The organism is Snodgrassella sp. W8158 (genome assembly GCF_016100435.1).
Classification (GTDB): Bacteria; Pseudomonadota; Gammaproteobacteria; order Burkholderiales; family Neisseriaceae; genus Snodgrassella; species Snodgrassella alvi.
The window spans coordinates 36344-49162 of sequence record NZ_JACFSM010000002.1; the positions used below are offsets into that span (position 1 = coordinate 36344).

At 27.4% G+C, this 12819-nt stretch carries 16 protein-coding genes; all 16 read left to right on the forward strand.

Features of this window, described 5'->3' with window-relative positions; all coding sequences use genetic code 11:
- Positions 1-200: 200 nt before the first annotated feature.
- The 16 genes from H3V11_RS04705 to H3V11_RS04780 all read left to right on the forward strand — a co-directional run bounded on the left by H3V11_RS04705 (position 201) and on the right by H3V11_RS04780 (position 12808).
- The gene (locus H3V11_RS04705) at positions 201-524 is read left to right on the forward strand and encodes a DUF4279 domain-containing protein (protein ID WP_370570177.1); all 324 of its coding nucleotides are present in this window, start codon (positions 201-203) and stop codon (positions 522-524) included.
- Positions 525-774: 250 nt separating this feature from the next.
- Positions 775-1314, forward strand: coding sequence for a hypothetical protein (locus tag H3V11_RS04710; RefSeq protein ID WP_198223733.1), 540 nt, complete (start codon positions 775-777; stop codon positions 1312-1314).
- Positions 1315-1785: 471 nt separating this feature from the next.
- Positions 1786-2187: a hypothetical protein gene (locus H3V11_RS04715; protein ID WP_025330093.1), complete on the forward strand. Its 402-nt coding sequence runs from the start codon at positions 1786-1788 to the stop codon at positions 2185-2187.
- A gap of 519 nt (positions 2188-2706) precedes the next feature.
- Positions 2707-2991 carry a YrhB domain-containing protein gene (locus H3V11_RS04720; protein WP_198223734.1) on the forward strand — a complete coding sequence of 95 codons (285 nt, stop codon included), beginning with the start codon at positions 2707-2709 and terminating at the stop codon, positions 2989-2991.
- A gap of 369 nt (positions 2992-3360) precedes the next feature.
- Positions 3361-3966 carry a hypothetical protein gene (locus tag H3V11_RS04725; RefSeq protein ID WP_025330095.1) on the forward strand — a complete coding sequence of 202 codons (606 nt, stop codon included), beginning with the start codon at positions 3361-3363 and terminating at the stop codon, positions 3964-3966.
- A 721-nt stretch (positions 3967-4687) separates the two neighbouring features.
- Positions 4688-5059, forward strand: a complete 372-nt coding sequence (locus H3V11_RS04730; RefSeq protein ID WP_198223735.1) for a hypothetical protein — start codon at positions 4688-4690, stop codon at positions 5057-5059.
- A gap of 48 nt (positions 5060-5107) precedes the next feature.
- Entirely contained in the window at positions 5108-5419 is a 312-nt protein-coding gene (locus H3V11_RS04735) for a hypothetical protein (protein WP_084553240.1), read from the forward strand.
- A gap of 419 nt (positions 5420-5838) precedes the next feature.
- Complete coding sequence (locus H3V11_RS04740) at positions 5839-6780, forward strand: HEAT repeat domain-containing protein (RefSeq protein WP_198223736.1); 942 nt, start codon at positions 5839-5841, stop codon at positions 6778-6780.
- A gap of 102 nt (positions 6781-6882) precedes the next feature.
- Positions 6883-7749 carry a lyase gene (locus H3V11_RS04745; protein WP_198223737.1) on the forward strand — a complete coding sequence of 289 codons (867 nt, stop codon included), beginning with the start codon at positions 6883-6885 and terminating at the stop codon, positions 7747-7749.
- 375 nt (positions 7750-8124) lie between these two features.
- The gene (locus H3V11_RS04750) at positions 8125-8526 is read left to right on the forward strand and encodes a hypothetical protein (RefSeq protein WP_198223738.1); all 402 of its coding nucleotides are present in this window, start codon (positions 8125-8127) and stop codon (positions 8524-8526) included.
- A 232-nt stretch (positions 8527-8758) separates the two neighbouring features.
- Positions 8759-9178 (forward strand): hypothetical protein, encoded by a 420-nt coding sequence (locus tag H3V11_RS04755; RefSeq protein WP_198223739.1) that lies wholly within the window; start codon positions 8759-8761, stop codon positions 9176-9178.
- 197 nt (positions 9179-9375) lie between these two features.
- Positions 9376-10011: a hypothetical protein gene (locus H3V11_RS04760; protein WP_198223740.1), complete on the forward strand. Its 636-nt coding sequence runs from the start codon at positions 9376-9378 to the stop codon at positions 10009-10011.
- Positions 10012-10614: 603 nt separating this feature from the next.
- Positions 10615-10794 carry a hypothetical protein gene (locus H3V11_RS04765; RefSeq protein WP_198223741.1) on the forward strand — a complete coding sequence of 60 codons (180 nt, stop codon included), beginning with the start codon at positions 10615-10617 and terminating at the stop codon, positions 10792-10794.
- A gap of 109 nt (positions 10795-10903) precedes the next feature.
- Positions 10904-11122: a hypothetical protein gene (locus H3V11_RS04770; RefSeq protein WP_025330153.1), complete on the forward strand. Its 219-nt coding sequence runs from the start codon at positions 10904-10906 to the stop codon at positions 11120-11122.
- Positions 11123-11469: 347 nt separating this feature from the next.
- Complete coding sequence (locus H3V11_RS04775) at positions 11470-11874, forward strand: DUF4279 domain-containing protein (RefSeq protein ID WP_198223742.1); 405 nt, start codon at positions 11470-11472, stop codon at positions 11872-11874.
- A 340-nt stretch (positions 11875-12214) separates the two neighbouring features.
- Positions 12215-12808 (forward strand): hypothetical protein, encoded by a 594-nt coding sequence (locus H3V11_RS04780; RefSeq protein ID WP_198223743.1) that lies wholly within the window; start codon positions 12215-12217, stop codon positions 12806-12808.
- The last annotated feature ends 11 nt before the right edge of the window (positions 12809-12819 follow it).

A 12819-nucleotide genomic window follows, 5' to 3' on the forward strand; every position in this document is an offset into this window, starting at 1 on the left:
AATTCGTAGTTAGAAAGAAATAGTTGAAATAGTAAATAAATATACATAAATTATGAATATTCAGGCATGGTGGAACTGAAAATGGTATTCTAAATGGGTATTACTGATAGGATTATAAAATGTTACAAACTGAAGTAATTATTGAATTTATCATATGCGGACCAGATTTTAATCCAGATAGTATAACCAAATTACTTTAAATTTCGCCTACAAAATATACTATCAGGGGAAGTATGAAAAATTGCAAATATAGCCCAGCTATAGAAACCACCTGGTGTTTACAGCATTGTATAAATTCACTAAATGATCTGGATCATCAAGTACGTCAGATAATTGATAGGATTGAAAACAAATTAAATATATTATTAAAATTTAAAGAAGAGAATGATATAGATTTTGTATTCACAATTTATGGCCATGTATATAAGAATGAACAGCGATCAGATATATATTTGAAAAAAAATACGTTAGATTTCATATCTGATTTAGGTAGTAAATTAACGATGGATATCGAATTTTGGTAAATAGATATACTAATATTTTTTATACACTATTGTAGAAAGTAAATTAATAATAAAAAAATCCTGGTTTTCAAGCCGGGATTTTTTTAAGTGATTAACTAAAGCAAATGAGTATTCTGATTAATAAAAGAGGGAAATTAATAGGATTGGGCACATTTATAATAACATTAAAAGTAAAATATTTTAATATAAATTGACATTCAAAATTTAGTATCAAATTAATCTAATAAAAACTGAAAATCAATGCGATAATATGAACATATTAGGAAGTATGTATGAAATATACAAAACGATGGAGATAGTAAAAATGAAAAACTCATTCGAATTTAAAGGTAGGTTGTACGGTGAAAAAATAGATATGAGTCAACCTACATTAGCAGACATCTTTAAGGGTTTATTTAACCGAGTCACAAGAAGAAAAATTCAAGCTAATGAAACGGTTGGTATTAATATTAATAATCCTTTATTAACAGAAATTAATGATACTTTAAATTTATTTGCATCTGTCACAGGATGCCTTTATTTGGAACAATATAAGCAGAAAAGTTTCGAACCTTATCAATTAACTCTTTACTCTCAAAATCAGAAATATATGGTGATGTTTGCATATGTTAGTGTAGGGCCTGATGATGAAATCAGAACTTTTGATGATTCGACTCGCCCCAATATCATGGTAGATATGCTTGGTGATAATTGGAGTAATGCAATGATAGTCGACGATTTTAGTCTGGTTAGGAGAGCTTTTACTGAATTTTATTTAACAGGTGATATTGATCGTGAAATAGTTTCTTAATGATTAAAAATCGATTAATTGAGTTTTTTAGTTGAAAAATTAACTAAAAAATTAGTATTGAATATTACTAATATAATATCCTCAAATCTCCTCAAAATATATTCAGATACTCCGTTATCAAGAGTCATTAGATTTTAAGGTAAATAAAACAGAGTTAATTAAAACCTAAACCTGAAAAATAGCTGAATCTATATTTAAATCATCAGATAATTAATAATTTGAATATGTAAGTAACCTAGAAATTGAAATACGTGATGCGAACAGTCAGAATTAAAAACCGGATTATCTATTTGTTCTGAATTCATGGAGCAAAACCAGTATCAAACCCATCAGTAAAGTGGGTAAAAATTGAAAAAAAAATTGCCGGAAATGATTTAAAAAAATTCTAAAATTAAGTTAATTGAAATGGTAAAATAATAAATTAGTGATATTTAATAAACATTTTTCATAGAAAATACAGGATTAAAAGATATGCAACAAATTGATGATTTTGGGTTGGGAACAATAGAGTTTGTAAACTATGGTTGTGATTTATTATTACAATTAACAAGTGTCTACCATGAAGGCGCAGAAATGGGAAAAGTTATATGTAAGGATGTTAAGTTTATTTCTTTTTCGAATTTTGATTTAGAAAAGGATGAGGGATTTGGGTGTCGTTATATTCCATCAATGTTTATTAAAAAATTAGACAATATTTGGTTAGAAGAGCCTTATAAAACAGGACGTTCTGTAATTTATACTGATATTGCTGAAGAAAAAATAGCCGCTTATGAAATTAATTTGGAGACTGGGGATTTTGAAGGAAGAATTATTTGTTTAGAAATCATATTGGATATTAAAGATAAATATAAAAATATACTTATTGAAGTGTAAGCTTTAACTTTTATGGACTAAAATTTTTTGGTTTTAAATCATGACTTAATAGTTAATCTAAACATAATTACTCAATCAATAATTTAAAATATACGTTATTGTTATTCAACAGCACGTCAAAAAATGGATGTTATAATAATCCAATTTGATCCACTTAGTTTGACTCTGCAAAGGTTTGCTGTTTAAGCTTTGTGTTAGTGTGTCGATAAAAGCACTTATTATATCGGTATAACTTTAAATGGCAATATTGACTTGAATTAATACTGCATTATGTAGAAAAGGTTTATCAGCAAAGAGTATGTATTGCGGTTGATTTTGTAAGTCAATTGATTAAAGATTGATTTTCCTATAGAAAAGATTTATTTTATCGATTTCTTCAGATTAAGAAAGGGATAAAATGGTTCTGAAGAAAAAAGGTTAGTGGTATAAAAACTGTAATAATTGCTGAGTGAGATATCTTAAGGATAATTTGAGGTAGTTATTGAAGATTTATATATAAACTGAAAAGAGAACTAAATAATGATTAAGTTTACCGAAGCTTTAAAATTGGCAAGAAACCATATATCTAAAATGAATATTTCTTGTGAAATTGTTCATATAGAAAGATTTTCTGAAGGCTGGTATTTTTGTTATCAATCTAGAAACTATTTAGATACAGGCAATTTTTCTGATATATTAGCAGGTAATGCTCCTATTATAGTTGATAAAAATACTGGAGCAGTCATTAATACAGTATCTGCTTATCCTATAGAACAATATATAGAAAAATATATAAATGAGAAAAAATCAAAATCTAAAAAATAAATTCACTAAAATCCTATCTGAAAAATTGACTGAAGTTGTTTAGGAGTTATTTAAAAACCGATATGATAATGACTGTTATTATATATCAGTGAAATTGTACACAACTACATATAAATATTGAGTTAGATGGGAAGGATAATCACCATATTCAGAATATCAGATATAGTTATTATTGTGTGCACTAGTTGATTTTGTTAATTTAGTTCTGACTCCCAAATTTGTAAAATACTAAAACTAAGTAAAAAATCGTTAATAAAAATTTGATAAAGTAGATATAGTCTGGAAAATATTAAAATACAGATACCATAAAGTTGAAAAAATTAATAAAATAAGCTAATTTAGATAAACTACTAAATATTATTTCATCCTATGATAGAAAAAGAAAATATATTATATAGAGGCTTATGTCTTGCTAAAAATGATTATTTTGCTGCAAAAATTTCCTATTCTCGTGTATTTGGAATAAATATTGATTTAAGCATAGTTATTTATAGAAAAGATACGTGGGAATCTTATAAATCTTTTTACTTTAAGGGCTTAGCTTCTGGTGCTGATCAAAAAGAATGGTTTAAAAAAGCTGAAAAAATGGTGATGCAGTTAGATAAGCCTGAAGACTGGAAAAGACCACATCGTTATTGTTTAGCACTTTATGCTAAACAGGTATTAGAAGATGATTTTTTTAGAGAAAATTTATACTTCGACAAAGAAATAAATAGTAAATATATATACAATTATACTATGACTTCGCGTTTAAAGGAAACTGTGTTAATCAAAAAATTAAACCTGTTATCGGAAGAAGAAAAAAAACAGTTATTTATACTGCGCGAATGGGAAAAAAATATATGGGCTTATGAGGATATACATTATGCACTGTTTGGTCGCGAGTATCTTTACAATAATCTGCATGATAAGGAAAAATTTTCAGATTATTATGAAAAATACAATACAGAATTTCAAATCTTCCTTTCAGACTAAAAGCGGTTTATAAAAAGTATTATATATTGACACTGGTGAAGGTAATCGAAAGTGTCGTATGTTAGGAAATTGCAATATAACAACCTTTATAAATCAGATTTTCCATCAGGGAAGTAAAAATAAAACCATCTGATTTATCCTGCAAAAGACTCGTTTATCTAAAAATACCTTTTAAAACACCTTAGCTGTAGCTACAACATTAGTAATTATCTGAATAGGATTAGCAATGATTCTGTAATGAACAGGTATGCTCTATAAGCTAGGTGATGAGTATAGACAGAAGGATGTTATCAACATCCGATAATCGAAATTTAAATGCTATATCATCAAAGCTAAACAGTAACAAAATACAAAGCTCGAAAATTATGAAACGTGTTGTATTTGAAAACAGTAAACTGAATTCCATAATCGAAATACCAGAAATCTGTAGTTTCAGAGACAATAAAATGATATAAACTTAATTTTTGTAAATGACTGCTAAAATTAAAATGGACAAACAGAGCGGTATAGATTGATCTAATATGATTACCAAAGTGTATAAATACCTAAGGCTAAGTGAGTGTGAATCTCTCAGGATAAGAAATCCAAATACCAAAATGTTTAATATATAAGAGATTTTATAGCTATAAAATATATTCTGTTATAGGCAGAATACCAGAAATAATGAGATTGGGAAAAAATAGTATTACATTAATCAATGCAACCATAATGGTGTAAATATATGTGGAAAAATATAAGCAACAAAGAATGCTTTAAACAATATGATGTAGAAAAGGTAGTTGCAGAATATATGATTTCAATGCCAATATTACCAAATGGAAAATTGAAAATTAGAATTATTGACTTTGAGGAACAGTTTGATAAATCATTAAAAAGATATTTGGGTAGTACTAATATACTGATTATAAAAAAATATGTTTCTAACGGGGAAATTCTGGATGGAGCGGCTTTAGGTCCAGTTGAAGACGGAGAAACTATTGAAGAAGCATTGGAAAATACTATTCGAGGTTTTTTCGAGAGAATGAAAGAGTGCAATCTGGAAAGCTTAACTGATGAAGATATAGAATATGATGACTACTGTATAAATATGTAATATTCAAATAAAATAAATTATTATATTATTAAAGATAGGAGATATTGTATGTGGCGCCAAATAAATTTTAAAAATGTGAAAATAGAAAAACTGGTCGGTGAATTTGGTTTTTGGGTGGATATTAATTATCCTTTCAATAGGATGACGATTAGAATATATGAAAATGCAGAAGGTGAATTCAGGGGGTGCACAAGTCTGGCTTTTAAATTTACAGACACAGGTAAATTTGAAAACAATTTAGGTAACGGAAACAGCCTAGAGGAAACACTCAATAATGTAATAACGAAATTTGACTCGCTTGTAAAAGAAGTGGGCCATGACAATCTTGAATGTAAACCTGTAGATTGGCATATTTTTTAATAGGAATTAAGAAAAAAATCTCTGTGAAAACAGAGATTTTTTTGCTGCTAATTTGCTGAAAAAATTTATACTAATCAGAAAGAAAATTAATCGGGATATTTATCATTGGCATTTTAGCGGTTTATTGATACATGAGTTTAATAAAGAAATGAAGAAAAGATTTAAAATAACTCGTGATATTTATATAACATCTATTAAACTGTCCTAAAACGAGTTTTTGATATTGAGATGGAGAAAACCGATAAAAGACCATTTGACGGAATTGTAAGGTGATCGAATTTCAGATTGATAAAATGTATCAGTAATGTTAATCAACCTATGTATAATTATGGTTTACCGGCTAAATTTTATGAAAAATACAGAAAATTAGAAATTTAAGAGTCACAAAAAAATAAAGATGAAAAAACAGGAGTAATGTAATGGTGATATCAGATTCTGAAATGGTAACAAAAGCCAAAAAGAAACAAAATGCTGAGGCTATGAAAAGCAATAGAATATCGAAATATGATAAAAATCAAGAAGATTTTGAATTTCAGTATTGGGAGCAATGTCGTCATTTGTCTGAAAAAGAATTAGTTGCTTTACTTAGCCATGATAATTTCAGCTTAAGTTTAGAGGCTGCAAAAGCATTACTGTTAATAGGAGGAAGTAAAGTTATTAAACTTGCTCAAGCAGATAGTTATAATAATAGCTATAAACGCAGAGCGCTGGCTGCTTTTATTTTAGGACAAATCAGGCTAAACACTAAAGAAGAAAAAAATTCTTTGAAAATACTATATGATTTAGCTTTAAATGATCAGTCTGCTATCGTGCGTTCTTACGCGGTATTATCTTTTGGCCAACGATATAAGGGGATTAAAAATAAAAACTTAGATTCTTTATTAGCCCTTGCTCAAAAGACCATTCTGGATAAATCTTTCAAAGTGAGAGCGAATACTGCCATTGCTTTATCCATGTTTGATTACGAAGTATCAATTCCATTACTGATTAAGCTTTTAAAAGATACTCACAGTGAGGTAAAAAACTGGGCGGCATTTGCAGTGAATGTAAATGGCTATGATACACCGGAAATCCGAAATTGTTTTGTCTTATTATTGAAAGAAAATAATTTTGATGTTCGATATGAGGCAATAACTGGTTTAGCAAAGAGGCTTAATAAAAGTGTTGCTCAGCTTATAATTCAAGAATTAAGTGAAGATAAGATAGATGATAGAATGATAGAACTAATAAGCTACTTAAGAGATGTTTCGTTATTACCTGTGCTTTATCAGATAAAAGATAAATTTGGCTCATCCAAAAAATTAAATATGTGTATAGAAAATTTAGAGAAATTAAAAGTCAAAACAAAATTTACCCAATAGAAGTTTTTTATGGCTTGAAGAGCAATAGCGGAGAGTAAATTCTCTGAAAAATGCAGGCGAGTAGTAAAGTGAGAACTGATAATGACATAAAAAAGTGGAGGTATGATGATGGTAAGATCAGCATATGATAAAAAAAAGGATGATATTCACTTTGAGTATTGGCAACGATGCAGGTATTTACCTGAAGATAAATTAATAGCTTTGCTTGATCATGATAATTTTAAATTAAGCTTAGAAGCTGCAGCATCATTGCAGTTAATGGGTGGAAGTAAAATTATCCGGCTTGCTCAAATGGATAGTTTTAGTAATCGTTATAAACGCAGAGCCCTGGCTGCTTTTATTTTAGGACAAATCAAGTTAAACACTATAGAAGAAAAAATATCTTTGAAAATATTGTATGATTTAGCTTTAAATGATCAATCTGCTATCGTACGCTCTTATGCGGTATCATCTTTTGGTCATCGCTGCGAAAAAGCTAAAAAGAAATACGCAGACACTTTATTATCCCTTGCTCAAAGTACCGTACTGGATAAATCTGTCATGGTGAGAGTAAGTACAGCTTTTGCTTTATCCGTATTTAAAAATAGAGCATCAATACCATTACTGATTAAACTTTTAAAAGATACTCATAGTGAAGTAAAAAATTGGGCAGCATTCGCGGTGAATGTAAATAACTATGACACACCGGAGATTCGTAATTGCTTTGTATTATTATTAGATGAAAAAAACTTTGAAGCTCGATTTGAAGCAATAATTGGTTTAGCAAAGAGGCAAGATAAGCGTGTTACTCAGATACTAATTCATGAATTAAGTCAGGAAAGAATATATGATGAAATGGTTGAGGTTACAGCATATCTGGGAGATGTTTCTTTATTACCAACTCTTTATCAAGTAAAAGATAAATTTGGTACATTCAAAGAATTAAACACTTCAATTAAAGTGTTGGAACATTTAAAGTCAAAATTATAGATTTTTGAAATTAGATAAGATAGGTTAATGCTCAATATAATAACAATAAATTAATAAAATATGTAATAAAAAAATAAGGTAAATCAATAGAAATGTATTTAGAAGTAGCGAACCGGAAGCAAATAGTTTGATCCTCTGGATACTGATTTTCCGGATATGTATTACTAATATGGTATCTGGCTCTATCAACTACTTTTAATTGTAACTATGCTTGATAAGCAAGGGGAATCTGATAAGGTTAGCAGATAAACATAGGTAGTGAGGTCTGAATGAAAAAATAATAAGTAGCTAATAATTGATATGTTTAGTAATTTATAATTATAATAGCTGCAAATTAATCAGGTTAATGTTTATTTCAATTAATTTTAATATAATATGGTAATTTTTTTTATTATTCTCTTTATTTTTTCTATATTGGTTTCTATTTATATAGATAGAAGTCATAAAAAAAAATATTTAGAGAGTTTAAAAAATACTAGAAAATATTTGGACGATGAAGAAATTTTGAATTTATATCATGACAGTGAATTCTCTGAAACCAGTATTTTGGAACTATGGCATGAAGTTGCCAATAATTTTGACGTTCCCTCAGGTTATTTGAGACCAGAAGATGAGCTGGCGGATATGGGTATAATAAATTTTACAGAAGATCACCCTAAGCTAGAAGATATAACAGATATTGCAATAGAAAGAATGAAAGCGTTGAATAAACCAATTAATTTACAGGATATTTCAACACTTGATGATTATATAAGAGCATTAGCTGTTAAAAAGTAGATAAATTATTCAATTTAAATATTAGGTAATCTTATTATACTTCTAAATAGAAAATGTCGGATAGAAATCAGCAGAAATTATTTTTTATAAGATTAATGAAATAATTTTGACTTATAATTTCAGGCATTATTAAATGCCAATTTATAAATTAAAAAAACGTTGAAGATTCTAAAAAATATGATAATAATGTATGGGTAAATAAAATTACGCATTAATTTTACATTAGACTAATATGGAAAGCGGATTAAGAAAAGGTTATTTGGCAAGAAATGATTATTTCCGTGTTTATATTTGCGGATTTGTGGAGAGAATGGATACAGGTGAATCTTATGCAAGTTGTGAAGGTATAAGCGAGTGGGAATATAATACTATTACAGATATAAGAATTAAAGAATTGACGGAGCAAGCTGAAAATTTTATTTATCATTTAGGCAAACCTGAAGACTGGAAACGACCGTATCGTTATTGTGTGGCTCGTTATGCCAAACAGATTTTAAAGGATGATATTTTTAGTGAAAATTTAAATTATAACAAAGATATAAATGATAAATATATATATCGCTACACAATGATTTCACGTTTAAAGGAAACTGCATTAATCAAAAAATTAAATTTATTAACGTATGAAGAAAAAAACAGTTGTTTATACTAAAGGATTGGGAAAAGAAAGCGTATCGTTATGAGGACGTATTTTATGGAGTCTTTTGTCGAAGATGTATGTATGAATTTTTGAATGATAAAGAAATTTTTAAAAAAGATTACAAGCGATATGAAGCAGAATTCGAGCGATTCAGAAAAGAATATGAATTATTTAGATAAATATTATTATTTCAAATAAGCTGATATTTTATGAATAAAATACAAAACAAATTTATAGGATTATGTCTGGCAAAAAACAATTATTTTGCAGCCACTATTTGCCGTTTGGAAGAAGTAGAAGGTTATGTTAATGTATATGTAATGGTGAATAGAAAAGATACATGGGAATTTTATAAATCTTTTAATATTCAAAGTATGTCCTCTGATTTAGGGCAGAAGCAATGGTTTGAGACCGCGGAAAAATTTATTGCTCAGTTAGAAAAACCTGAAGATTGGAAAAAACCACATCGATTCTGTTTAGCCCGCTATGCCAGACAAGTGTTAGCTGATAGTATTTTTCATAATAATTTAGCTTATTTTAAAGAGGTCAACGATGTAGGTGTATACATATGGTATTACTATAGGAATTCCCGTTTTCAGGAGGTTATATTAATTAGAAATTTAAATTTATTATCAGCTGAAGAGACAAAGCAGTTATTTATACTTAAAGAGTGGGAGAAACAGGCATTTCCCTATCAGGATATACATAGTGCACTTTATGGTCGAAAATATCTGTATAAACGCATATATAATAGAAATAAATTTAAAGATTATTATGAGAAATATAACAATGAATTAAAAAATTTTATTGCTGTAAACAAAGACAATATTATTGGAAAATCTTAAAATTCATTGTATTTAACATAGATGACAAGGTATTCGAAATGATTATTAGATATACCTTTATTCTATAAAATATACTTAAAAAGATTATGGTGAAAATTTATAATAAAAATAGATAAGCTTGTCAGAGTCATATCCCGATGATGCTTTTGTAAGCTAAAAAGTAAAAGAAAGCGTGTAAAAATAAAAGCATTGAACAAAATTTTTACTTACTAATTGAGATTAGTAATCCTCAGAATCCATATTGTGAAGATAAACATAAATATGAACCTATTGCGGGGTAAGGATTAATGATAAATTGTTACTTAGGACATAATAGATGATGTACTTAGTTGGCCTGGAGGAAAACTTCATCTGTATATGATGCACTTGAGCAGATTGTTTTACGTATACTTTTGGAATATTATGAAAAATTTTTGTTCTTATAAAAGAAATAGAGGATGTCATAGTGAGCTTAGTCAATTAAAAAATCTTTTAAAGGGTGGAGGGTTAAACTCAGAAAGAAATAAAAAGAAAGTAATTAAATTAAAAAATATAGATTGATGTTGATATGTTTACTTATATTTTATATATTAAACATATAAAATATAAAAAAGGATATAAAAAATGCAGACTTTATTTCGTTTAAGTTATGTAACTTATTCATATCATGGAAACAAGAAAATCTCACAGGAATCACCGAATTCTGACGATTTTGATGGTGAGGCATTTCAAACTTTAGGTATTTATAGTACTTATGAAATAGCTTTAGAAAGAAAAAAAATTTTTCAAAAATTTATTATGTAAGTAATTTGAAAAGATTAGATATTGATGAGACTTATTTAGATGTGGATGAGTGGCGTGAAGGATTTGTCACTATATAAACAAAACAAAAAAAATTAAAATGGGAGTTATTATGACGGAAAAAAAAGTATATGTTTTAATCCATGCTAAGGAAACAAAACAGAGCGGTATACAAGAATTTGTAATTGGTTTTTTTTCTTCCTTGGAAAGAGCAATTGAGGAAAAAAAGAAACGGGAGAATGTCTTAGGTTTTAAAGATTATCCTGAAGGATTCAGAGTAGAGGTATTTGTAATTGATAAAGATATTTGTCAAGAAATCATATATCTGTAGGCAAAAATTTATCCCATAAAATGATAGTAATATGTAGCTTCAAAAAATCTTTTAACGTTATGCAATAAAAAGATGATAATGAAGCTGCATTAGATTTAGATAAACTATAAAATTGATAGTAGAAAAGAACATATAAAGAGTAAAAGTATTATTTAATTGAATTTTAAATATTATATATTCTTAAAAAAGTTGTAGTGGATTTTAAAAACTGATTTAAAAAGAACATTGAAAAAATTAATATAACCTAGGAAAACCAGCAAAAGGTGATTCCATAAATTTTTAAAAACTGTTTCTTACAGAAATAAAATTTAATCTAAAAAATAAAGTACTATTTATAAGAGAGTAAAATGTTACAAACTGAAGTGACTATAGAATTTATCATATGCGGCCCTAATTTTAATCCAGATAGTGTAACCAAATTACTAGGAATTTCGCCTACAAAATATACTATCAGGGGAAGTATGAAAAATTGCAAATATAGCCCGGCTATAGAAACCACCTGGTGTTTACAGCATTGTATAAATTCACTTAATGATCTGGATCATCAAGTACGTCAGATAATTGATAGGATTGAAAACAAACTAAATATATTATTAACATTTAAAGAAGAAAATGATATAGATTTTGTATTCACAATTTATGGTCATGTGTATAAGAATGAAAAGCGATCTGACATATATTTGAAAAAAAATACGTTAGATTTCATAGCTGATTTAGGTAGTAAATTAACGATGGATATCGAATTTTGGTAAATAGATATACCAATATATATAAATTATTTAGTAAGCAAGATTTAATGAATTATATTGCAGATATAATTGCAAAATTAGATAGAATTAATTCCGCTTTTATTAGATCATTTTTTTCTATTCTGTTAGATAGTGACGATAAAGAAGTTATTCAGTATATTTCGTCGATTATCAATAGTAATAAGTTAGTAAATAAATTATCTGATAAGGAGTTAACTCTATTGAAAAGACAAATTTTGTAAACTCTTTATTTTTAATAAAGTATGTTTTTTGTATAATAAAGTATAATACAATGTTGATTACACAAAAAAGTAATTGTTAATTTATGAGGAGTAATAAAGTAATGAGTGCGTTTGATGAAGAGATTGAAATTGAAATTGATGAGATAATCAAAAAAAGTAATAATTTTGGATATGATTTAAAACAATATTTAGATAATCTTCCAGAAAAACAATTAAGAAGAGCTATATATATTTTATCAAGACACTATTATCATATGGATGTTTCATCAGAAGAAATGTTTAAATTTATAGTTTATATGTTTTCTGATGATAAAATAATATCCCAAGTTACTTTTGATAATTTTGCTTATTATTTTGTATCGATAAGAGATTTTAATAGTGCTCAAAAATATAAATTGAAAAATATAGTAATGGAAAAAATGGAGATTCTATGCAGAAATTCCGTTGACCCTTATAATATGAACACTTTATTAAATCATTTATTTAGTAAGCAAGATTTGATGGATTATATTGCATATCTAATTGAAAAATTAAATAGAATTAATTCTGATTTTATTACATCATTTTTCTCGATCTTATTTTATAATGACTATAAAGAAGTTATTCAGTATATTTCGTCGATTATCAATAGTAATAAGTTAGTAAATAAACTATCTGATGAGGAGTTAACTCTATTGAAAAGACAAATTTTGTAAACTCTTCGTTT

Bases quoted from the DNA above. Each gene is read 5' to 3' on its own strand.
- H3V11_RS04710 (WP_198223733.1), top strand. From the start codon at position 775: ATGAACATATTAGGAAGTATGTATGAAATATACAAAACGATGGAGATA.
- H3V11_RS04715 (WP_025330093.1), top strand. From the start codon at position 1,786: ATGCAACAAATTGATGATTTTGGGTTGGGAACAATAGAGTTTGTAAAC.
- H3V11_RS04720 (WP_198223734.1), top strand. From the start codon at position 2,707: ATGATTAAGTTTACCGAAGCTTTAAAATTGGCAAGAAACCATATATCT.
- H3V11_RS04725 (WP_025330095.1), top strand. From the start codon at position 3,361: ATGATAGAAAAAGAAAATATATTATATAGAGGCTTATGTCTTGCTAAA.
- H3V11_RS04730 (WP_198223735.1), top strand. From the start codon at position 4,688: ATGTGGAAAAATATAAGCAACAAAGAATGCTTTAAACAATATGATGTA.
- H3V11_RS04735 (WP_084553240.1), top strand. From the start codon at position 5,108: ATGTGGCGCCAAATAAATTTTAAAAATGTGAAAATAGAAAAACTGGTC.
- H3V11_RS04740 (WP_198223736.1), top strand. From the start codon at position 5,839: ATGGTGATATCAGATTCTGAAATGGTAACAAAAGCCAAAAAGAAACAA.
- H3V11_RS04745 (WP_198223737.1), top strand. From the start codon at position 6,883: ATGATGATGGTAAGATCAGCATATGATAAAAAAAAGGATGATATTCAC.
- H3V11_RS04750 (WP_198223738.1), top strand. From the start codon at position 8,125: ATGGTAATTTTTTTTATTATTCTCTTTATTTTTTCTATATTGGTTTCT.
- H3V11_RS04755 (WP_198223739.1), top strand. From the start codon at position 8,759: ATGGAAAGCGGATTAAGAAAAGGTTATTTGGCAAGAAATGATTATTTC.
- H3V11_RS04760 (WP_198223740.1), top strand. From the start codon at position 9,376: ATGAATAAAATACAAAACAAATTTATAGGATTATGTCTGGCAAAAAAC.
- H3V11_RS04765 (WP_198223741.1), top strand. From the start codon at position 10,615: ATGCAGACTTTATTTCGTTTAAGTTATGTAACTTATTCATATCATGGA.
- H3V11_RS04770 (WP_025330153.1), top strand. From the start codon at position 10,904: ATGACGGAAAAAAAAGTATATGTTTTAATCCATGCTAAGGAAACAAAA.
- H3V11_RS04775 (WP_198223742.1), top strand. From the start codon at position 11,470: ATGTTACAAACTGAAGTGACTATAGAATTTATCATATGCGGCCCTAAT.
- H3V11_RS04780 (WP_198223743.1), top strand. From the start codon at position 12,215: ATGAGTGCGTTTGATGAAGAGATTGAAATTGAAATTGATGAGATAATC.